The sequence below is a fragment of the Segniliparus sp. genome (assembly GCF_051660745.1).
GTDB lineage: Bacteria > Actinomycetota > Actinomycetes > Mycobacteriales > Mycobacteriaceae > Segniliparus.
In genome coordinates this window covers 1-20,012 of the sequence record NZ_JBOFQF010000012.1, presented here as the reverse complement: position 1 = coordinate 20,012, position 20,012 = coordinate 1, and the positions used below count along the sequence as shown (strand labels likewise).

Sequence of the window (20,012 nt, the reverse complement as noted above, 5' to 3'; positions counted from 1 at the left end):
TGCTCGCGCTTGATCTTGATCCAGGTCTCGATGAGGTCGGGGGTGAACACGCCGCCTTCGGTGAGGTAGCTGTGGTCCTGCTCCAGCCGGTCGATGACCACTGCGAGGTTGGTCGGGGCCTGGGGGATGTTCGAGGCCTTACGGGGCACGTGGGCCACGTAGCGCTGCTATTAAGTCTAAAAGTTTGTCTGGGTTTCCGCTGAGGGATTTCACTAGAATGGTGCAGATTCTTGTGCGTTCCGCGCTACTGCAGTCGGAACTGAGGTGCCGGACTACACGTAGGGAGGCGAGGATGACGATAGCTCTGGCGACTGCAGTTAGAGCCGCGAGGCCAAGTGCGACAAGCACTGTCGTTTGCACGCCCATCTGAAGTCCCATCGTCTCGTAGGTCAACGCATGCCCGGCTAGTGGGAGCGCACTCGCCGGTAGCTGCTGTTCTCTGGATCGGTGAGTGCGTTATAGACGGCGTAAGCAACTTCTTTGGTGCCCTTCACGGAGAACACTCCAGTTGGGGTGAAGTTGCCCGCTATGCCGATCCAGTGCTCGCCTTTCTCCCAGTTGACTTCACGTAGCATTGTGATCAGTCGATCCTGAGTTTCAGCACGCTCGTCGGGGCTTTGTCGCAAGAGGATTTCGCCCATTGCGCCAACCGACGCGAGCACGGAGCCTGTTCCCGCGAGATACTTTTCGCGATACGTTATTTCGCTGAGAAACTCATTGAAATATCTCTCGATCCATTTGATGGATACCTCTTTGAGGTCCGGAATTACGGCTTCGTCTATTGGGGCTGGACGAGCGCCGTATTGTACGCCGCTAATCCCTTTCGCAATGTTGACGACCATTTGTCGGAGCGCTTGTAAGGTGACGATTTTGTGATCGTTCTTCTTAAGCTGACGCGCTTGTTTTTCTACTCCGTGCTGTAGTACTTTGACGGCTGCCTCGACATCTGAGACGACCTGCATAACGGGATCTTTTGCATCCATTGAGAGTCCAAGGCTGGTGTTCGGGCGAACCGCCAAGACGTTTAGGTCGTGGAAGTACTGTCTTGCTGTAATGACGGGGACTCCATGATGGATGACGCAAGCGAGCGGGAAATCGCGGTGAGCTTTGCGAATCTCAGGGGTTGCCGGGTGCTCGCCAAGTTCCCAATGGGCAGCCAGTTGGGTTTCGCCGTCGATGGCCAACAAATGTTCTCCATTGGGGACAAGGAGATAATGTATACCATCATGCAGAACGGGTCGTAGGCCGTCTTCGGACCAAAGGTGGATTGGCGGCAGGATGCCGACCCCGCCAAGGGCTACTGATTCGATGTATTGCCGGTAGGATGGAACGTTTTTAGCCTTGTTGCCAACCAAGGCGCGTTGGATCAGCTCGTGGATGGTCCGCTCTCTCTCCAGTTCGTCGGAGTCGAAAGGGCTGAGTTTCGCACCTGGCTTGAAGTGTTTGGGGTTGCGGGTGATCACTCTGACCTGGTCGAAATGAGTGGTAGCGAGGAAGCACTTCTCTGACAAGGGGATCCCCTTGACGTAGTACCCGGCCGAGAGGTCTAGTGCGGTCTGGAAAGTTGACAAGGGAGAAAGGGGGAGGGTCACGTCAGCTCCTAGGGCTCGATCCGCTCGAGATCGGAGGTGGTCCGTTCTCTGCGGTGCATCTTCTAGTACGAGATTAGCGTACCACCTCGCGTGCCAAAAAACAACACACCTCAGGCTAGATGTTGACTCTAAGGGGTCTTCCTCAGATTCCCAGGGTTAGGCGATGTGGCCGAATGAGACGCGATAGGCGTGGGCGAGCTGGGTGACCATCTGGTCGTAATGGCACATATCGCCAGGTTGTGGGGCTGGATGCTGTTTCACGATGCTGACCGGAGAGCCGTCGTTGTGCATATCGACAACGACGATTCCGAAGGCATCGAAGCCCTTTGCGGACGGCCTTGTCTTGCGAGGCAGTTTCTCAAGCTTTTCGACTACGCGTTCAGTCCAATGCGGCTGGGAGAGTGGGGACACATCTGGAGCGTGTTCTTGCAGGTTGAACTTGTTGAGGTCTGGGCTGACGAACGTCGATGCAGCGTTCACGATGGTGAGGCCCACTGCGAGGGTGCTGTCGGTATTCGCGTGCGTTATGGCATGGGACGAGGTGAGCTCGGAGTGCAGTCGAGGCAGTGCCTTGATGTGCGCTGTCATGCAAGCCTTCGCCTCGAGTGAAACGAGCACTACCTCAGCTGGCCCTGCGGCAAACTGCGGCAAGTCTGCCAGCGTTTGTTGTTGCTTCTCCGATAGCCGTATTGACCAGCGTATAGCCAGGTCCGCGAGGGTTGTTCTGATGTGTGCGCGCGATGGTGCGGAGCTGCGAGTGGCAATGACCAGGTCGAGTTTCATCGTGCTGTCCAGCTCGGGGTCCCGCATCGGGTGGTTGACACCGAGCACTACGTTTCCGTTCGTCACGTGTCGACGTAGCGCCTCGCTGCGCTGCAGCATGTCAAATAAGATTGCCCAGCAGGCCACCTTGGAGTGCCGGTCTGATCTTGAGTGGTACTGCCAGATGTTGCCGTGACTATCCGAGACCGCAGGCCGCGAGAGCGTACGGGCAATGATTGACGGCCCGTCCAATGTTTTCCTCGTTTCGCTCGTGGTCTCAGACTGCCTGAGACGCTTCAATCCTGGTTAAGTGCGTCCGTACGTCGGCGAGGAAGCCGTCGGCGAATCGGAGGCTGCTGTTCTCCGCGCGTTTCAAGAAGCCTGCTGTCGCCCGGAAGGAGAGGGGCTTTGGCGCTTGGATGAACTTCTCTAAATGTTGGTAGCTTTGCCGCACCGGCCACTGTGTCAGATCGACGCGGGAAGCTGATCCGTTGGAGCCCCAAGCGGCATCTGGCCAGATGGCGCCACTGGGCAGGGGGGTATCTCGGGTGGGGTCGTGATCGGCCGGAGCGACAAGGCGGGTGCCAACCCACTTGGCCATGGGCACGCTCACGGCGTTGCCGACGAGTTTCCAGCGGTGCCCCTTGCGGGTGCGGGCGTCCTCGACAGATGGGGCTGTCCACCCGGCGGGAAATCCTTGGAGCCGCTCGGCGTCTTCGATGCTGGGGGTTACGAGGCTGCGATCCTTGATGAGGCGGATCGCGGGGGGGCTGGCAATTCCGATCGTGCTCCCGGCCTTCAGCGTGGGCACGGCGTTGACGGCCCAGCCGAGCCCGCGGGTGCCTTCCGTCCAGTAGAAGCCACAGGCGTGCTTCGCGGGATCGGCGGGCTCCCTAGGGGTTGCATTGTCCGCAAAGAGGACTGCGCGTGGATCTTCGGTGCGCGAGGCGAGGAGCACGACACGCAGCCGTCGTTGCGGAAGTCCGAATGCTCGGGTGTCCACGACTCGATAGGCCCATGTGAAGCCGAGTTCCTCAAGCGTGGTTGTGAGGTAACGCATCGCCTTTCCCCGGTCGAGCTGCAACATGAACGGCACATTCTCCAGCAGGAGCCATTTTGGCCCATTGGCAGGTTTGCGCACGAGCCTGAAGACATGTTCGACCAGTCCGCTGCGCGCTCCGGTGATTCCAGCTGTCCGTCCGGCCTGGGAGAGGTCCTGGCAAGGAAACCCTGCCGCGACGACATCGACCTTGGGGATGGACTCGATCGTCTGCACATCGGGCGCAAGGGGCACTTCGGGCATGTGTCGCCGAAGCACGGCGACCGCTCCGCTGTCGATCTCGCAGAGGAGCTCGGAGCGAATGCCGGCCTGGGCGAGCCCCTGCTCGATTCCACCGATGCCGGCGAAAAGCCCGACTGCTGACAATTGCGTGACCATATGACTCCTACTCAGACTAGCTGGCGCCGTGGCATTTGGCGCGTAAGCGTGGCGCACTCTTGATACTAGAACACGTGTACGACAGGAATATATGGAGCGCATGTGGATGCCTGAGGCGCTGGAAGTATGGTGTTCGCCGCGATGGAGTGCCCGACGACGCGTGTGGCCCGCCCCTGCAGGGGCGGGCCACACGCGTCGTTCCGGCTTACACGTCGTAGTAGAGCTGGTATGTCTACCTGCATGTTTGCGATTTTTGGCGATCTTGGCTCGATGTAAACACGTAGTCGGACGAGGACTTTTGTATATATGTGAACATTTGTTCTAATAGTTGTTTTTCCCTTTGCTGCCTACCCGCTGCATACCGGGGCTTACGCTCCGGGCGCATAGGCCAGGGAGGAACGGCGGACAAGATGCCTCATGCTTGCGGTGGTGTTTCGTTCAGGCTCGCGAGTCTGGCCCCGTTGGATTGGATAGCGCGCAGGAGATGGTCTGCGGCGTCGGTGATGAGTTCGCTTGCGGCGGCGGCTGTGCGGAGGGCATGGCCGAGGGTTCGTAGTGTCCCGTGCCCTGCCGCGAGGGCGGCGGCGTGGTCGGTCAGTTCGGCTGTGGTCTTCTCAGTGGTCACAGCTGCGGCGATGGCGTACGCGGTCCCGGCTGCGGCGAGCTTGCCGAGAATTGCGGCGATGGCGTCGGCCGAGTTCGCGATACGGTCTGCCGTGCCGGATTGTTCGTGGGCCGCTGTCGTGTAGCTGTTGCCCGCGTCCCCTCGCCATGAGCTTGCGGCCCGCAACGTCCCTGTTGTTTTGATGCTGTCAGCGGTGGTGCTGGTCTGGGGCCAAATCTGTGCGCTCGCGGAGAGTTGGGGCAGGGCGGACGCGCTCTCGGCGAAGTTGTCGAGCACGCCCTGTTGAGCGGAGAGCAGGATAGCCAGGCTCGCGTGAAGCTCTCGCGCTTTCTCCCGCGTCCATTCGACATCAGTAGCGCTGAGCGCTTCGGCCATCGCCTGGTCGAAGACGGAGGGGAGCGCGCGCCATGCCTCCGCGCTTCGTGCGTAGCGCTCTGCGACGGTCTGGGCGGCTGCGGGTTCCGGTGCTTGGATGTGCGCTGTCACGGATTGCCCCTCTCGATCTGCTGGCCGGTCCCGTGCAGGCCGCGAGCAGATTCTTCCTCCGCGTGCTCGTACGTGTCCGCCGCTTGCGTGAGGTCGGTGCTGAGGCATTCGGCTGCCGTGCTGCTCGCGGCGCATTGCTGGGAGAGTTGTTCCGCGAGGCTGTTGTGCGTCTGGCCCACGAGGGCGAACACGCCGAGCCGGTCGGAGTCCAGGGCTACAGCCCGGATCGACTGCGCGAGTCCCGCGAGGGTCGCGCCGCGCTCCCGCCATGTCTGAGCGTCGGCGCGCAGGTCCGCGATAGTCACGCTCGGCCCGTGGTCAGTGCTGCTCAATGGCTCTGGTCCCCTTCCCTCATTCGCATTGCCAGATGATCCGCACTGCGTCATACGCGATGTCCAACGCGGCGTTTGGCTTCGCCGCTTCCTGTTCCACCAGTTCCCGCGCGCTGTCGGACGCTTCCACCACGCCGCCTGTGATCTCCCAGTTCTCGCATTCGTCGGCCCAGCGCGGATCGACGCCGCAGGACACGAATCCGCGCTGGTTCGCCTCCACAGTCACTGTCGCCGCCTCGTTCTTCCCGAACTCCGAGCCGCCCGAGTCGCGCGCCTGGTGGTCGAGGAAGTCTCCCACCAACCCCGTTAGTGTGCGGGTCGGCGGGCCGAACACGTCGTCTAGCCCCCATGGCAACGGCCTCGGTTCGGGCTGCTCTCCGCGTGCCATCGCCTCATACACGAGCCTCGAGAGTGCCGCGTCCTGCGCCTCGCGTGCGGCCTCGTGTCCCTGCTCTATCGCGTCGTCCAGCTCTTCCGGCTCCCGCGCGAGCCGCCAACGCGGCGCGAGGGACACGTCCGCGATGTGGCAGCCCGCGTCGATGGTCACCGTCACCACTTCCCGATCATCGAGCCCCTGCGCCGCCGAGATGTCGCGGAGCACGAACTCTGCTTGCGCGCGGGCCTCCTGGGCGGCACGACGCGCCGCAGCGAGCGAAGCGGAGAACCCCCGGATCGGGTCGTCGGCCGACATGCGTCAGGGCTGGCCCGCTTTGCCCCGCGCGGTGGGAGCGCCAGGCGGGGGCGGGGGAGGAGCGGCCCCGGACTTGGCCTTTGCGGGCTGCTCCTTCTCCGGCGATTGCCCTTTCGAGGCCTCCTGCATCTCTTGGAGCTCGGCCTTGGTCAGCTCGCCCATGACGGGGGCGTTCACAATGGGTAGCGCATCGCCCAACATAGCTTGCCCGTGCTCCGCGTTCACCAGGTATGAGGGGGTTTTGCGCTCCTTGTCGTCCCGCTTGCCCGCCGCGCCGGGGGCCATACCGCCACCGGGCATCGCGCCCATGCCACTGGGCAGGTTCGGCACTTTCGGCGCGCTGATCCGAACCTCTGTCCCGCGTGCTGCAACGGCGCTCGGCTTCTGGCTCAGCGTGCGCTCACGGTCGCCGCCTCCGAACCCGCCGCCCACGCCTCCGACGAAACCCCCACCCGCGCCCGACGAGTCGATGCCGCCAGATAACCCGGCAGGCGATGAGGGATCGTATGCGGACGAGTCGAACGGCGAACCCTGCGCGCCCGTCGAAGGGGAAGGCCCGCCAGGAGGAGGGCCACCGCCAGCGGGGCCGCCGCCTTGGCCTGAGGGAGAGCCGCCGCCAGCGCCCTCACCGCCAGAGGGCGAACCGCCCTGCGCGCCCCCCTTGTCGTCGCCCGACGATCCTTGCCCACCATCGCCGCTGTAGCTCCTCGGCGCGTACTCCCCGTCGCCACCGCTGCCCACGCTTGGATTCCGGTCGGCTGTTCCGCCAGCGTCTCCGCTCGGAGCGCCACCGCCGGAAGCGCCGCCACCAGAACCACCACCGCTGCCGCCTGCACCGCTCGGGCCGCCGCCGCCCAACCCGGAGCCGTCGACAGCCGAGGGAGACTGGAAGTCCGGTATCTCTTGGAACGCGTTCTCGCCGGGCGGGCGGTACATGGCCTGCAATGCGTTCGCGGCGGCCTCGGCCGCTGGCCCGTCGTCCTGCCCCCACTCGCACGACGAGTTGTTCGCCACCGTGCTCTTCGCCTGCGCTGTGTCGGAGGAATGGTCCGCGAGCGTCTGCGCGTAGGTGTCCATCGAGGTCTTGCCGTGATCGCGCCCCGATTCGTAGACGCGCCCCGCCTCGCCGTAGAACGCGTCGAAGCCCTTGCCCCGCCACTCATGCTGACCGCCTGCGACTGATTGGTAGAAGTCGCTCAAATCTTGGGCGATGTCCTCCCCGAGCTGGCCCCACTTCTTGCTGGCCTGCTCGACCAGCTCCGGTTTGAGACTGCCGCCGATGCCGATGTTCTGTCCCCAGTCCGACCGCGCGGTCGGCGGGAAATCCTTCTGCCCCATGCTAGGGACTCCTCTCGAAAATCAGTGGTGATCGCTGGTCAAAGCCGCCAAAGCACGGCGATCTTGCCGAAAGCTCGCGGGTCGAGGTCGCGAGGAGCCCAGACACTCCATTCCAATCCGACCGGAGGCTTTGTGCTCACCTCATGTTTCCCTTGATCGTTGGGATGGTCGTCGCAGTTGGCAAAGTATGCTTTCGAGTTGAACGTAACCGAGGGGAAGTCGGTCTTGCCGAAGCGATCGGTCTTCACTTTCAGCGCGGCATCCGGTTCGGCATCCGGCTCGTGCGTACTGTCGTACCCTTGGATATAACCGTGATCGGGGTTGGTCGAATCGTTGATCTTCGGGTCGCCGTATCTCGCATGGAGTGCGGACACGGGCGTGAGTGTCCAATCCTTCCAGGTGAGGTTTTTCGCGGAGAAGGTCGTGGTCAGCGCGGCGAGCCAGTACGAGCCGCAATTGTCGTTCGTGCCGCTTTCCTCGTCCAGAATCTTAGGATAGTCGGGGGCGGGCTGGAAGCTATTGATTCGGATTGTGATGGTGAGGCCCGCGACGGTGTAGGTGGCCGAGTCTCCGATTTTGAGCACCTTCAACGGGTTGCCCGCCGCCTCCCACGTGATCGCATCCTGCGGGACTGTCGGTGTCGTGCTCGCTGCGTTCGAAGAGCCCCCTACACTGCTGGGCACGCTCGGGTTGAGCTTGCCCCGGTCGCATCCGGCGAGCACCAGCCCCGCCGCCACGAGCAGCGCGACAGAACGACGAGGGGCTATAAGTTTCATCATTCGAACCCCACGATGTGCGCGCGGCTGGAAATCGTGGTGGCGAAGCCGCGCGGCACCAGTTTTTCCGCAGCGTCGAGTTTGGCGAGAGCTTGGGTGATGGCTTCGCCTGAGCCCTCATCCGTCCGTTCGTATGCCGCCCACACCTCGAACGTTGCATCACGGAATTTCTCGATAGCGTTCGTGAGATCGTGGACGTATTTCTCGGCTTTCGTCCCGCTGGTTTTGGCGGTGGTGAGCAGGTGCTCGCCGTCCGGACACGCCCCGAATCCGTCGCCCATCCACGGCAGCGTCGCGAGATCCTTGGCCTGATCTCTACGCGGACCCTTAAGTTTGCTGAGTAGGGCCTCGAAGGCGTTGCGGATGTGGGTCTTATCTGCTTCGGTGATCCTGAAATCGGGGTCTCTGCCGCTCATCGGCTGTGTGCTCCTCGTTTCGGCATGGCCGGTTGTTGTCGGTTCGCTCTGCTCAGTATGGCGCTTGTCATATCGCCCCGCTCATCGCAGCCACCATGCCAATACGATCACAACGACCGTGACAGCGGCGAAGACACCGTAGCGAATCTTCCAGGTCCGCCTGTTGCTCACCATGCGCGGTAGGCGGTCCCGCCGCCAGAGCTTGTTGATGACACCTTCGACCACTTGCTCTAAGGCAAGGAGGTACAGGCAATACCAGCCGAGGGCGTTCACGATGTTCCACGCGCCCGTGCGCCCTTGAAAGAGTTGCCTGGTTTCGTCGAACAACGCGAAGGGCACCAACAGGACGGCGAAGCAGGAGATGAAGAAACCGATCTTCCACATGATCCGTGGTCCTGGCGCTATAGGGCCGATGCCGTTGTCGTCGTATTTCGGTAGTGCCGCGTCGAGCTTGGCCCGCATCTGTTCCCGTGTGGGTTCGTCTTGTGTCATAGCCCGCACGCAACTTTCACGGCGGTGATGCCAAGCAGTTCCATGCCAAGATTTTTGACAAGTTCGCCCGCCTCCCCGAGTGCGGCGGCTTTTTCTTCGGACGTACCGGCGACGAAGAGGAGGTCGACGGCTTTCCGCACTCCTCCCAGTCCCTCGATCAACTTTTTGATTTTGAGGATCTTGGCTGCGGGTATCACAGCGCTGCCTATCGCGAAGATGATCGCGCCTGCGCATTTCGCGCCGTCCCACAAATCGTCCCACATACCCTCATGTGCGCCGATCAGCGCGTTGACTGGCACTTCGCCCGATGGTTTCTCTTGGAGCGGGGTTCCGGTGAGTTTGCTGAGTTTCGCGGCTGCCTCGTCGCGGTGCTGTTGCGCCTGTTCGAGGATGCTGCTGCGGTCGCGAGCGTAGGCGGCGGTCGCCTCGGCGCGTGCCTGGGCGGCGTGGGGGATCGAGCCCATGCCGGAGATGATAAGCGCCTTCGGGCGGCCTGTTCCGTCGATTTCGACGCCTTGGCGGCTGTAGGCCTCGGCGTGGTTGTATAGCTTGCTCTCCAAGCCAGTCAGTTTGTCGGACAGCTCTCCGATGATGCCGCTTGTTTGGGCCGCGAGTTCGCCCGGTTTGCCCGCCACTGGTCGGGCGCTCGTCCATGCGGCGCGCATCTGCTCACCGCCCTGCCCGTCCCACACGCCGCCGTGGGCGGTTGCCGCGACGTGGGTGTCGAGCTGGGATAGCTCTTGGCTGTACGCGGCCGATCCGGTCTGCATGGCTTGGGACATGGCGCTGAGTCCTGCGATGTCGCCGCCGATCCACGATGTGCTCACTCGTGCCCTCCTATTGGTCGCAATGGTTTCCTAGTTCGGGTCATGCCTCGCGCCCCAATGTGAGGCTGCGGGCGTTGGCGTGCTCTTGCGCCTCGTAGGCTTCGGCGGACTCTTGCACTTTCGACGCGTGCCCAGTCAGATGGGCGACGGTGGCGGCGTGCTGCTCGCCGATCAGTTCCACGACTCGCTGTAATTGCGCGTCAAGGCTCGGGCATCCCGAACCGGGCGGCGCGGGGGCGAGGTCGCCAAGGAAGGATACGAGGTTCGATGGCCCCGCGTGGATTTTCGCGGCGAGTTGTTTGAGTTCTGAGAATTCGACTCGGCTATCCGATGCCATGATGTTCCTTCCATCCGTTCCAGTGCTCTTCGGTCCAGCGGATTGGGAAAGTCCCCTCCGGGGGATTGAGCATGATCGTGGCGATGCCCCGCGACGCGGCGTGGGTCCGCACGTCGTCCAGGGCGACGAGCGCCCACGGCTGATACTCGCCAAGCTGGGACCGTAAGGCGGTGATGCTGCTGAACACGGGAAGTGCCTCTAACTCCTCGTGATATCCGGCATCCCAGTCGATCAACGTCGCGAACCCGTCGTCCGCTTTGACTGGGAACGCGGGCGTGTAGACGAAGCCAGGCACTGAGTCTGGCTCTACTAGCCCTGTTGGCAGGGCGGGCAAAGAATCGAGGTAATCCTCTTCGTTGAAGTCTCCGCAGCACCCGTCGCTCTGGCTAGGGCTCCGGGGGCTGGTTTCTTCTTCGCTTTGTGCTCCGAAATCTCGGATGGTGTCGTTCCAGGCGTCTTTGACCATCGGTCCTCTCTCCTCTCTCAATTGGCGTAGATGTCGTCGGGGTAGTCGGGGATACGTTCGTCAAGCTTCCCGATCTGGTCGTTATGCGCCTTCAAATGCAGGTAGCAGATGGTGTGCAGCCAGTAGGGATCGCTCTCCGCGCGGCTCCATCCGCGCTCATACTCAGCGAGCAGGGCGGCGAAAGCCCATCGAGCGAGCACGGCGCGGTAGGGGCGGATGATGTCGAACGGGGCGCGGTCCCACAGCTTCTTGCCGTGCTCGCGACGCACCGCCTCCCATAGCGGCGGCAGCCATGCGGCGAGGTCTGCTGTGAGGGCGTGTTGGTTCGGCTGCCGCCAATCGTCTATCGCGCGCAACGCGTCTTGCACGCCGGGCCGATCCCTGACTTCGGCGGCGACGCAGATGTCGTCCACGAGTTTGGCGGCGAATTCGATCTGGACGTGCCAGCTCTCGCGCCCCGTGTGATCTGCGACGGTCCTCGCGTCCCACCAGCGCACGGCGCGGTCGAGCTTTTGCGCGAGCCGGTCGGTGCCCCGGTAGGGGTTCAAGCCCTCGGCGGCGCGGTAGAGGGGGTGGTGCGCGGCGAGCATGGCGGGGTCGGCGTTGGGCTTCGCGTCCGCGAGCTCGTCGCCGTCCACGAAGAAGGGGGAGGGCGGCGGTTCCCCGATCACGTGGTTCATAGTGCCCACGGCGGATCGGCGGACCTCGGTGAGGATCGGGCCGGTGCTCCCGATGCCGATCAGGGCGCGGCGTTTGCCCTCGCGTTTGTCGTGCTCTTGGCGGAACTGGAAGTCGCGCACCGCGACTTCGGCGGCGCTGAGGACCCCGACCGTCGCGTGCAGGACGGAGGCGCGTTGTCCTGTGGGGCTGGTCAGGACGAGGCCGACGGAGGTCTCGAAGCCGGGCTCGCAAATGTCGGGTATCTGCACTCCTGGCGGGTTCACTCCGAATCCCGCGTTCGTGTGGAAGCGGTACACGGTCTCCCCGTCGTCGTTCTCCTCCACGAGCACGCAGACCTCTATCGGCGCGTCTTCCTGTGCGAGGCAGCTCGGTTGGTTCCTCACGAGTGGCGCGGAGAGCTGGCATAAGGCGGTGACCACCGATTCGGGGTCGGTGGCGGGCGCGGGCGCGGCGGGCAGGTCGCCGAACCGTTCGTCGCGCACCCGCTGAGTGGACGGCGGGCGGTAATCCGTGTCTTTGAAGGCGAGGCTGGTGCTCATGGCGATTTGCGCGGCCCCGGCTTGCGTCGCGGTGTCGGTGTATTCCACGTCCACCACATCGGGGCCGCCGCCGTCCGACGCGCTCTGCGCCGTCGTCGCCCCGGAGTGGCCGGTATCGGCCGGGGCGGGAGCGCTTTGGGCCTCGGTGTGTCCGCCAGCTTCACCGCTGTGGGCCTCGGAATGGACGGCGTTTGCCCCGAATTCAGGCACCGCGGATTGGGGGTGGGCATGCGCCGGGTCGGCATGTGGGCTCTCGTCTGGCGCGGCGGCGGGGGTCTCTGGCGCGCTGTGCGCGGATTGCTCGGGCCATGCTGCGGCGTGCAGCGCGAACGGGTCGGAATGCTCGTGCGCGATTCCGGCTCCGCTGTGCTCGGCCTGGCCGACAGCGGGCGAAAGAGCGGCGGCCTGCTCGGCCTGGTCCTCCGATGGCCCGGATTCGGTCTTCGTGGGCTTCGCTTGGTGCGCGGGCTCCGGGGCGTGTTCCCGTCTGGCCGGTTCGGGCCGCGTGTCGATGTCCGGTGGGTCGAAGGGGTAGTCGGGGACGGCTATAAGGGGGTCTTGCTCGAACGTCTCGATCCGCTGCTTCACTTCGAGTCGGGCGGCCTCGAGAATCCTGTGCCGGTTTTCCGTCGCGCCGAGTGCCCCATTCAGCGCGTCGTCGGCGGCGAGGAGAGCTTCGGCGACGAGCACGATCTCGTCAAGGTCTGTTTGGAGCTTGTGCAGGAGCACGGCGCGCTCGAAGTCTCCGACTGACTCGGCTTTCACCGCTGCGGCGAGCAATCCGTGCGCCTCGACGCGTTGGGCGTGGCGGCGCTGGCCCGCTCTGAGCCCTTCGGAGTCTAAAAGCTCGTGGAGCTGGTTGTGCTGGTGCTCCAACTCTTCGATCTTGGAGAGCACCGCGTCATGCAGCTCGTGAAGGTGCGCGCTGTTGCGGGCGAGGCGTTCGGGGCGGTCCTCGGCCCAATTCGTGCCCAGGATCTTCTCGGCGTGCTCGTTGGTGGGTTTGACGATGCTCTTCGGGTCGCTGCTCATACCGGGTTGCCCCCGTGCTCGTTCCGGTTGATCTCTAGTTTCAAGTCCGACAGCCACCGCTCGCGGAGATCCCGCGCCGCCTCGTCCTCCAACGGCCAGTCGGAGGTTTCCGGGGCTGTGAGCAGGCCCGCTGTGTCGGGCGCTCCGGGCCGTAGCCCGTCGAACCCTTGTAGTCCTTTCACGGCGCGCTCCATGATCGTCTTGCGCTCGCGGCGCGCGACGAGCCCGAGGTGCCGCATGAGCTGGCACAGTTTCACGTTCTCCACATCGGAGAAGCCTGGAACGGCGACGGCCACCGGGAGCAGCGTCCCGTCTAGTTGGATCGTGAACACCCCGTGCCGGGAGGACCGGGCGACGAACGGCAGGATCACGTGCCGGTTCGGGTACTTCCTGAGCGACTGGCGAGCGCCTTCGCCGGATCGGCCCTCGACTGCGGCCTCGGTCATGAGCCGGTCGAACACTTCCTTGTTCGCGCCGTTCGACTCGGCCATGCTGGTGGCTGACGGCGGGGTGAGCCTGTCATCGTCGAACTTCGCGCCGAAGTCCTCGACCCCCGCCAAGAGTTCGAGCACAGCCCTGATCCGCTTGTCGTATCCGTAGGCGCACATCGACCACGCCCAAATGAGCGTGTCGCCGCCGTGCGACCCGAGTTGCCGCCCGAGGTCGAGCCGTTTCGGGGTGCCGTCCCCGCCCGTCTCGCACCGCACCCCGATCTGCTGGCTCGTCGCCGCCACGGTGAGCCCACGGACTTGCTGCGCGGCGTCCGTGATCCGGGCCGTGAGGAGTCGCTGTTGCCGATGGGCGGCCACGTTTCCCTCGCTGCGACCGCGCCGCCAGTCGTCCGACTGCTCGGCCTCCCACGCCGCCGCGTCCTGCTCCCGGTACCATTCCGCTTCAAGCCGCCTGTACAGCTCGGCCGTCATCGGCGGGCCGTTGTAGTCCTTGCCGACGCCGGGAAACGGCTCGCGCGGTTTGTAGGCGGTCATGCGCTATCTCCGAGCCTGCGGGCGATCCGCTCCACGTCCTCGGCGCTCTCCGCGTCCTCGTTCACGTACTTTTGAACCGAGGCGATCATCTCGTCAGCGTGGTCCGAGAGCCGGTCGGCCTCCTTCTCGAACGCCTCTTTGAGCACAGCATGTACGGCGAGCTGGCGGCGCGCGAGCGCGAGCGACGCGGGATCGGACAACCCCGCTGGCGGGTCGTCGCACCGCGCCAGGCCCTCGACACCGCGTTTCTTCACATACGCGGCGACATCGCCGGTCTCGGCCAATTTCGCCTTCGCGACCTCCGGTTCGAGCCGAACGTCGTTGCCGCTGCGGCTGTCGCTCACCGCACGCCTCCTTGATAACGGGACGAGACGTGAGCGGCGGGTCGGTCGTCCGGTGCCTCTCGGAAGGTCGTCATAGCCCGGAACTGTACCCCGGCCTGCGGATTAGGCAAGCGGTCGATCTTGCGATCAGCCGTTCACGGCGACTTCCGATTCCATCATTAAATAACGGATAAATAACGCTAAGGGTGCGAAATGTTATGAAACAGGAGGACATGGGGCCGCGTCGCCCGAGTTCGCGCGAAAACGCCGCCGCGTACCGCACAAGATAACGGAAGGATAACATTGACCTGAAAATGGGCCGCAGGTAATGGCGTGGCGGCTATGGATTATTCCCGAAATCAAGGAGTGAGATGATTGTCTCATTCCGGGGCGCATGGCTCGACGCGGGCCTTCTGCTCGGTCTCGACGCGTTCGGGTCATGAGCGGGAACGATGGGCTTGTCACGTGACGGGGATCGGATCTGTCACGTGACTGTCACGTGACGGGGATCGGATCTGTCACGTGACAGTCACGTGACAGGGATCGGACTTGTCACGTGACATTCCGGGTATGGATCGACTGTGTTTCGGCGCTAGAATTGCCGCTTGATCTGGGAAAATTCGGCACTGTGGGCGCCCTGGTTTGGGTTTGGCTCGCTACATAGTCACTACATAATTCTGTCGGCTTGGGCGCGTAGTTGTGCGAGTTTGCCGCCGCTAACGGGGTGTTCTTGCGCCCTCCTCGGCCTAGTCGATCAATCGCGCGAGGGCTCGGGCGTTCTCCACTGCGCCGGTCCAGTGGGATCAGATGCGAGGCCTTCGCGACGCTTGCGTTCACCGCATCTAAGACTAATCCCATGCTCTATCCATAAAGTTATTGTTCGGGATTGCGGCTAAGAGCTAATCTGAACCTGTCAATCTGATTTTTCAATATCGCTCGGAAAATTCTCTTCAAGCACATTGTTTAAGACGAGAAGTGCGGTCAAACCTTTGATGGGGTTATTTTTTGGGGATCGATCAAAGAATAGAGAGTTGAGACTTGTACGCGCTTTCCCCTCCGCATCGGGGCCGTATTTTTCCAATATATTTTGCAGAATGGACGCGGCATCTTTTCTAATCGAATCAGAAAATGAAAAAAGTTCTTCCAGATCCTCTTCTGCCTCTGACGATAGTTTGCCGTTCCGATTGCGCGGGTATTCGGGCAGCTCTTGGTGTGTCCTCACGGCATTTAGCAATTTTCCGTAGTGATCCTCAATAAGAAGGGTCGTGATGTCGGACTTTTCTAGTTCATCGTTTTTTACCTGGTTGACGAACTTGCCGGATAGGGTGGCTAGCTTCACTGCTGAATCAAGAACTATTGGAGGCCCGACCAGCAGGAGTCTATTCAGTGCATCGTTGATCTGATAATGCAGTTCCCAAGCCTTAGCGGCGCGAGCGGACGGGCTAGTGTCCGACTTGCCGTGTTTCATGTCTTGTTCCCAGACAATCGCACGGTCCCTCGTGGCAATTAGCTCAAGGGTGAAATCTCGCGTTAGGTCACTCAATCTTTGGGCGCGCTCGCGTTCAGCTTTGCGTGTGTCGTTCTTCGTGGCGAAGCGGCCAGCGATGATCGCGCCGCCGACACCGCCGCAAAGCGTGGTGACAGCTGTGCTCCACCACGGGGCTGTGCCCTGTGTTAGCAGGCCCCAGATGCTCATATATCCATGATCGCACCAGCGTGTCTCGCGCGTGCGCGCGAGGGGGGCTGGCTCGGGGGGAAAAGCTTCACTACCACCGGCCCGCCGCGAGCAGGCGAACTTTTTGCGATTTTCACGCCCCCTCCCTCCTCGGCATCAGGTCAGGCTGCATCGCGCTCGCTCGTCTGACGCGGTTCCGTCGCGATCCCTGTGCTTTCGTCGGGGTCGCTGTCGTTCGAGGCTCGGGCTTTCGCGAGGGCGCAGGAGACGCAGCGTTTCGTCTTGCCGGTGAGCTCGCGGCCGCAGCCGGGGCAAGTCGTGTCGGTCCCGTCTGATCGGGCTTGCGCTGTTCCGCCAACACTCGGTGTGTGGCGGGACTGGACTGTCGGTTTCGGGTTTTCCGAGTGTTCGCGCAGGTCGGAGGTAATGTCATCAGTTCCGCCAACGGTTTCGCCGCGCGCTTCGAAAAGATCCTCGAATAGTTGTTTCAGCTGGTCGGGCTCAGTTCCGCCAACACTTGCGGTGTCGTTGTCGGGACGTTGCTCCTGGTCAAGTTCAGTTCCGCCTGTTCCGCCGCGCTCGTCGGGCAAGGACCAGTGGGCGACTCTGGGGAAGCCGATGTGCTCGGAAATGACACCGGCCTTCTTGGCGGCGCGCTCTAAGGTGCGTTCGGCAAACCCCGCTTTGTGCCCAGCTTTGATCGCGTCTTGTTTAGGCACTTTGGGACCGTGCGCGAGGAGGTGGTCAGTGAGGAACATGGCGGCCTCCTCGATCTTGCTGCGTCCCTCTGTGATCGCCTCTCCCAGCAGGTCGCCCACTTTCAGACCAGTTTCTCCGAGCCAGACGACCGCGCCGACCTCGGCGTGCCCGTCGTCGGCGGGGACGCGCCTGGACTCGATCCGGGCGGCGAGATTCTTGGCGGTCCTGGTGAGGTTGGCCTTAGTGTTGCCGACCACGATCTGGTCTTCGTCGTCGCAGCTCTTGGCGACCGCGAGGACCGAGCGGGGGACTTGGGACCAGGCGATGGAGCCCATGATGAGCTTCCCGGTGTCGGTGCTCTCGCGTTTGCCGAAGTGGCAGACGCCCAGGATCGAGCAGCCGGTGTCCTGCGCCAGCGCCGCCAGGGGTTCGAGGTACCGGCGCACTTGCCGGTCGTCTTTCCCGTCGATCCACGAGGCCATGAAGGAGGTCGCCGCGTCCAGCACCAACAGCGCGGGTTGGATGGCCTCGACGCGCTCGCGCAAAAGGTGGTTGTCGTTGGGCAGGGTCAGGCCGGTGGTGCAGTCTTCGGTCTGGATGTCTACGAACATGACTCGGTCGATGTCCGCCCCTGCGGCGATGAGCCGGGGGACGATGGTCATGGCGCGCAGGTCCTCGCTCGCTCCGTAGAGCACGTCGCGCGGCTGGCCGTACAGCTCGCCCTGCAAGAGTCCTCGGGTGGCCTTGGCGGCGAAATCCGCCGCGATGGTTGACTTGCCCATGCCTTCGCGGCCGCCAATGATGTTCAACCCCCCGAGCACGATCCAGTCGTCAACCAGCCAGCGCACGCGCGTGGGCCGGATCTCGGAGGCTTTCGTCAAAACGATCTTGCGGCCCGTCTCGGCGTGGGGCGGCTCGGGCTTGCGGCGGGGGCTGTCGGATCGGGAACGGCGCTGTTCAGACCGTGATACAGTCAAAAGGAGCTTCTTTCTAGGGGTTCGAGAAATATGTCTGCGGTCGGCTAGTCCGTGTCGGATCGCCCGCCCTCTGCGGCCCCCTCGGTCGCTCGTGTCATCCCTGCCAGGAAGAGCTTTCGAGAGGGCCGCGCAGGAGCGGTCGGGCTTCCTTCTTACGCGGCGATCACGCCGCCCCGGCTGGTGGCGGCCTCCTGCTGGGCTATCCAAGCCTCCACGTCCGCTTTGCGGTAGACGACCTTCCGCCCGAGCTTGAAGCTGCGCGGTCCTACCCCCATGTGCCGGTAGTAGCGCAAGGTCGCTTCGGCTATCGGGTAGTGCGCGGCGACCTCACGCGTGCTGAGGCAGTCCTCGTAGTTGTGTTCTGCGGCCAGTTGCATCTGGTCGTTCCTCTCGTGTCGGTGCCGGGTTTGTCCGGCGCTCGGGCATTAGCACGTGCGTGCTATGAATGAGTGTAACACAATGTTCGATGAGTGGCGCGTACACGAATTTCGATGTACAGTCGACGGCGTGAGCGAGAACAACGATTTCGAAATAGGGCTGCGGGTCAAGGCGCTGCGTGAGGCGCGGGACATGACCCAAGAGGATCTGGCGACGGCGGTCAACTACTGGGGGGAGCAGTTCACCCAGCAGACCGTCTTCCGATTGGAGAAAGGGCAACGGACGCTGAAATACACCGAGGCCAAGCATGTGGCCGACGCAATCGGGGTGAGTATGGACGCCTTCCTGGGGGAGGCGGACCCCGGCGAAATGCAACTGGTCAAAACCCGGCGCGCGCTTGACGCTCTTTATATCAAGGCGCAGGAGGCGGTGTTCGCGCTGCGAACCTTCCCTGGCACTATGAAGGCCTTCGTCGACGCGGAGGACGCGTACTGGCATAAATGGCGCGGAAGCGAGTCGGAAAAGGTCCGCAAAGACCTTGTGGAGGAGTTCTACGGCGAAGTGCGCTGCACGGCTATGGACCTGCTCCAAGTCTTCGCCGACACCGCCCCCGTCCTCGACCAGATGATGAAACGATCCGCGCAGAGGCTCGCCGAAGTCGGCACCGACGAGGAGCGCTCCGAACTCGAAGCCCAAGAACGGGCCCGCATCGCGGCAGGCCCGCACGGCAAGGTTCCCGAGGAGGCCGACCAGTGACCGCTGCCGATGTCGACAAGCACAAGCAGCTCCGCAATCGCCGCTCCGGGGTCGAAGACCTCTGGTTCAAGAAAAAGAAGGTCCGCAAGATCGATCCTGAGACGGGCAAAGAGACGTGGGAGAAGGTGCCCACGATGCGGCACGGGAGGGGCAAGCAGTGGCGGGCGAATTATGTGAATGACAACGGCGACCAGAAGACGCGGGCGTTCGACACGAAGAAGGACGCGCAGGCGTGGCTTGACGGCATCATGTCCACCCTTGTGCAGGGCACCTATGTCGACCCGAAAGTCGCGAGCATGACGGTGGGGAAGTGGTGCGATCAATGGATCGAGGGCTACAGCATCCATCGGAGCGGCACGGTGCGTAGCGCCAAGACGCATATCGCCAAGATCAAAGAGTCTTTCGAGGCGAAGCCGTTGAACGAGGTGCGGCCCTCGGCCGTCAAGGCGTGGCTAGCCAACTTGAAAAAGCAAAAACTGGCCGACAGCTACGTCTACGCGCTGCACTCGCGGCTCTCTCAGATCCTCGGCGATGCGGTGCATGACGGGGTGCTCGCTCGCAATCCGTGTTCGCGCAAGACCGCGCCGCCGATGGGCAAGGCGAAGTGCTACGTGTCGACCACGGAGCAGATTTGGGGCCTGTACGACGCGGTGCCCCGGAGCATCAAGACGGCGGTGCTCCTGGGCGCTTTCGTCGGGCTGCGGGTGGCCGAGGCATCCGGGGCGTTGCGGACGGACATGGACTTCATCAAACGGATCTTCAATCCGGCGCGGCAATGGGAGAACGAGCCGCTGAAAACGGAGACGAGCGCGACGGCTGTGCCGGTCTCGGAAGAATTCGTCATGCTGCTGTCCACAACGATCCTGCCGGGAGGTCACACGCATCTGGTCACCAACGATCTTGGCGAGCCGGTGCCGCCGTGGCAGATCGAGCGGGCCATCCGCGAGGCGAGGGAGTCGGGCCTGGTCGACCTGCCGGAGACGTTCACGTTCCACGACCTACGCCACTACAACGCGTCGTGGCTCATCGCGAGCGGGGCGGACATCAAGACCGTGCAGGCGCGCGTACGCCATGCCAGCGCGAAGACGACTCTTGATGTCTACGGGCACCTGTGGCCCGACGCGGACGAGTCTTCACGTACCGCGATGAGCGCGATTCTGGGCGAGCGAATCAACCCTTCTGGCGACACTGCCTACCCAATGCATACCGGGGCGGCCGAATAGGCCGCCCCGGTGCAGGTCAGGATATATTTCCGGCTTACACGTCGTAGTAGAGCTGGAATTCGTACGGGTGCGGGCGCAGGTTGACCGGGGCGATTTCCTGCTCGCGCTTGATCTTGATCCAGGTCTCGATGAGGTCGGGGGTGAACACGCCGCCTTCGGTGAGGT

Annotated in this window: 21 protein-coding genes and 1 pseudogene; 2 read left to right on the top strand and 20 right to left on the bottom strand. The window is 63.1% G+C overall.

From position 1 onward, the window contains the following. From ACRC20_RS03760 to ACRC20_RS03665, 20 genes and pseudogenes are all read right to left on the bottom strand, one after another. Nucleotides 1-146 (bottom strand): annotated as a pseudogene (locus ACRC20_RS03760) (type I glutamate--ammonia ligase); the annotation flags it as partial. A gap of 258 nt (nucleotides 147-404) precedes the next feature. Then, entirely contained in the window at nucleotides 405-1,592 is a 1,188-nt protein-coding gene (locus tag ACRC20_RS03755; protein ID WP_438685005.1) for a DNA sulfur modification protein DndB, read from the bottom strand. Between the two features lie 156 nt (nucleotides 1,593-1,748). Continuing rightward, nucleotides 1,749-2,474 (bottom strand): hypothetical protein, encoded by a 726-nt coding sequence (locus ACRC20_RS03750; RefSeq protein WP_438685004.1) that lies wholly within the window; start codon nucleotides 2,472-2,474, stop codon nucleotides 1,749-1,751. A gap of 157 nt (nucleotides 2,475-2,631) precedes the next feature. Then, the gene (locus ACRC20_RS03745; RefSeq protein WP_438685003.1) at nucleotides 2,632-3,792 is read right to left on the bottom strand and encodes a DNA cytosine methyltransferase; all 1,161 of its coding nucleotides are present in this window, start codon (nucleotides 3,790-3,792) and stop codon (nucleotides 2,632-2,634) included. A gap of 415 nt (nucleotides 3,793-4,207) precedes the next feature. Continuing rightward, on the bottom strand, nucleotides 4,208-4,903 hold the full coding sequence (locus tag ACRC20_RS03740) for a hypothetical protein (protein ID WP_438685002.1): 696 nt from the start codon (nucleotides 4,901-4,903) through the stop codon (nucleotides 4,208-4,210). Continuing rightward, complete coding sequence (locus ACRC20_RS03735; RefSeq protein WP_438685001.1) at nucleotides 4,900-5,235, bottom strand: hypothetical protein; 336 nt, start codon at nucleotides 5,233-5,235, stop codon at nucleotides 4,900-4,902. The genes ACRC20_RS03740 and ACRC20_RS03735 overlap by 4 nt, the downstream gene beginning before the upstream one ends. Before the next feature lie 19 nt (nucleotides 5,236-5,254). Continuing rightward, the gene (locus ACRC20_RS03730) at nucleotides 5,255-5,926 is read right to left on the bottom strand and encodes a hypothetical protein (RefSeq protein WP_438685000.1); all 672 of its coding nucleotides are present in this window, start codon (nucleotides 5,924-5,926) and stop codon (nucleotides 5,255-5,257) included. 3 nt (nucleotides 5,927-5,929) lie between these two features. Then, nucleotides 5,930-7,264, bottom strand: coding sequence for a WXG100 family type VII secretion target (locus tag ACRC20_RS03725; protein ID WP_438684999.1), 1,335 nt, complete (start codon nucleotides 7,262-7,264; stop codon nucleotides 5,930-5,932). A gap of 38 nt (nucleotides 7,265-7,302) precedes the next feature. Then, nucleotides 7,303-8,043 (bottom strand): hypothetical protein, encoded by a 741-nt coding sequence (locus ACRC20_RS03720; protein ID WP_438684998.1) that lies wholly within the window; start codon nucleotides 8,041-8,043, stop codon nucleotides 7,303-7,305. Further along, on the bottom strand, nucleotides 8,040-8,456 hold the full coding sequence (locus tag ACRC20_RS03715) for a hypothetical protein (RefSeq protein WP_438684997.1): 417 nt from the start codon (nucleotides 8,454-8,456) through the stop codon (nucleotides 8,040-8,042). The genes ACRC20_RS03720 and ACRC20_RS03715 overlap by 4 nt, the downstream gene beginning before the upstream one ends. Nucleotides 8,457-8,537: 81 nt before the next feature. Beyond that, on the bottom strand, nucleotides 8,538-8,948 hold the full coding sequence (locus ACRC20_RS03710; RefSeq protein ID WP_438684996.1) for a hypothetical protein: 411 nt from the start codon (nucleotides 8,946-8,948) through the stop codon (nucleotides 8,538-8,540). Beyond that, on the bottom strand, nucleotides 8,945-9,775 hold the full coding sequence (locus ACRC20_RS03705; protein ID WP_438684995.1) for a hypothetical protein: 831 nt from the start codon (nucleotides 9,773-9,775) through the stop codon (nucleotides 8,945-8,947). The genes ACRC20_RS03710 and ACRC20_RS03705 overlap by 4 nt, the downstream gene beginning before the upstream one ends. Before the next feature lie 40 nt (nucleotides 9,776-9,815). After that, nucleotides 9,816-10,112: a DUF6317 family protein gene (locus ACRC20_RS03700; protein ID WP_438684994.1), complete on the bottom strand. Its 297-nt coding sequence runs from the start codon at nucleotides 10,110-10,112 to the stop codon at nucleotides 9,816-9,818. Next, a complete protein-coding gene (locus ACRC20_RS03695) occupies nucleotides 10,099-10,578 on the bottom strand; it encodes an SAV_915 family protein (RefSeq protein ID WP_438684993.1) in 480 nt (159 codons plus the stop codon). The genes ACRC20_RS03700 and ACRC20_RS03695 overlap by 14 nt, the downstream gene beginning before the upstream one ends. A gap of 17 nt (nucleotides 10,579-10,595) precedes the next feature. Beyond that, a complete protein-coding gene (locus ACRC20_RS03690; protein WP_438684992.1) occupies nucleotides 10,596-12,830 on the bottom strand; it encodes a hypothetical protein in 2,235 nt (744 codons plus the stop codon). Beyond that, complete coding sequence (locus tag ACRC20_RS03685) at nucleotides 12,827-13,816, bottom strand: hypothetical protein (protein WP_438684991.1); 990 nt, start codon at nucleotides 13,814-13,816, stop codon at nucleotides 12,827-12,829. Before ACRC20_RS03685 ends, ACRC20_RS03690 begins: the two co-directional genes overlap by 4 nt. Next, nucleotides 13,813-14,160, bottom strand: a complete 348-nt coding sequence (locus ACRC20_RS03680) for a hypothetical protein (RefSeq protein ID WP_438684990.1) — start codon at nucleotides 14,158-14,160, stop codon at nucleotides 13,813-13,815. The genes ACRC20_RS03685 and ACRC20_RS03680 overlap by 4 nt, the downstream gene beginning before the upstream one ends. A gap of 892 nt (nucleotides 14,161-15,052) precedes the next feature. Then, nucleotides 15,053-15,835 carry a hypothetical protein gene (locus tag ACRC20_RS03675; protein WP_438684989.1) on the bottom strand — a complete coding sequence of 261 codons (783 nt, stop codon included), beginning with the start codon at nucleotides 15,833-15,835 and terminating at the stop codon, nucleotides 15,053-15,055. Between the two features lie 140 nt (nucleotides 15,836-15,975). Further along, the gene (locus ACRC20_RS03670; protein ID WP_438684988.1) at nucleotides 15,976-17,490 is read right to left on the bottom strand and encodes an AAA family ATPase; all 1,515 of its coding nucleotides are present in this window, start codon (nucleotides 17,488-17,490) and stop codon (nucleotides 15,976-15,978) included. A 152-nt stretch (nucleotides 17,491-17,642) separates the two neighbouring features. Beyond that, nucleotides 17,643-17,867: a helix-turn-helix transcriptional regulator gene (locus tag ACRC20_RS03665; RefSeq protein WP_438684987.1), complete on the bottom strand. Its 225-nt coding sequence runs from the start codon at nucleotides 17,865-17,867 to the stop codon at nucleotides 17,643-17,645. A 130-nt stretch (nucleotides 17,868-17,997) separates the two neighbouring features. Between ACRC20_RS03665 and ACRC20_RS03660 the strand changes: the two genes are divergently transcribed. Continuing rightward, a complete protein-coding gene (locus ACRC20_RS03660) occupies nucleotides 17,998-18,624 on the top strand; it encodes a helix-turn-helix domain-containing protein (RefSeq protein WP_438684986.1) in 627 nt (208 codons plus the stop codon). Then, the gene (locus tag ACRC20_RS03655; RefSeq protein ID WP_438684985.1) at nucleotides 18,621-19,847 is read left to right on the top strand and encodes a tyrosine-type recombinase/integrase; all 1,227 of its coding nucleotides are present in this window, start codon (nucleotides 18,621-18,623) and stop codon (nucleotides 19,845-19,847) included. The genes ACRC20_RS03660 and ACRC20_RS03655 overlap by 4 nt, the downstream gene beginning before the upstream one ends. Nucleotides 19,848-20,012: the final 165 nt, after the last annotated feature.

Bases quoted from the DNA above. Each gene is read 5' to 3' on its own strand.
- ACRC20_RS03750 (WP_438685004.1), bottom strand. From the start codon at position 2,474: ATGCTGCAGCGCAGCGAGGCGCTACGTCGACACGTGACGAACGGAAAC.
- ACRC20_RS03745 (WP_438685003.1), bottom strand. From the start codon at position 3,792: ATGGTCACGCAATTGTCAGCAGTCGGGCTTTTCGCCGGCATCGGTGGA.
- ACRC20_RS03715 (WP_438684997.1), bottom strand. From the start codon at position 8,456: ATGAGCGGCAGAGACCCCGATTTCAGGATCACCGAAGCAGATAAGACC.
- ACRC20_RS03700 (WP_438684994.1), bottom strand. From the start codon at position 10,112: ATGGCATCGGATAGCCGAGTCGAATTCTCAGAACTCAAACAACTCGCC.
- ACRC20_RS03690 (WP_438684992.1), bottom strand. From the start codon at position 12,830: ATGAGCAGCGACCCGAAGAGCATCGTCAAACCCACCAACGAGCACGCC.
- ACRC20_RS03725 (WP_438684999.1), bottom strand. From the start codon at position 7,264: ATGGGGCAGAAGGATTTCCCGCCGACCGCGCGGTCGGACTGGGGACAG.
- ACRC20_RS03665 (WP_438684987.1), bottom strand. From the start codon at position 17,867: ATGCAACTGGCCGCAGAACACAACTACGAGGACTGCCTCAGCACGCGT.
- ACRC20_RS03695 (WP_438684993.1), bottom strand. From the start codon at position 10,578: ATGGTCAAAGACGCCTGGAACGACACCATCCGAGATTTCGGAGCACAA.
- ACRC20_RS03685 (WP_438684991.1), bottom strand. From the start codon at position 13,816: ATGACCGCCTACAAACCGCGCGAGCCGTTTCCCGGCGTCGGCAAGGAC.
- ACRC20_RS03710 (WP_438684996.1), bottom strand. From the start codon at position 8,948: ATGACACAAGACGAACCCACACGGGAACAGATGCGGGCCAAGCTCGAC.
- ACRC20_RS03720 (WP_438684998.1), bottom strand. From the start codon at position 8,043: ATGATGAAACTTATAGCCCCTCGTCGTTCTGTCGCGCTGCTCGTGGCG.
- ACRC20_RS03675 (WP_438684989.1), bottom strand. From the start codon at position 15,835: ATGAGCATCTGGGGCCTGCTAACACAGGGCACAGCCCCGTGGTGGAGC.
- ACRC20_RS03730 (WP_438685000.1), bottom strand. From the start codon at position 5,926: ATGTCGGCCGACGACCCGATCCGGGGGTTCTCCGCTTCGCTCGCTGCG.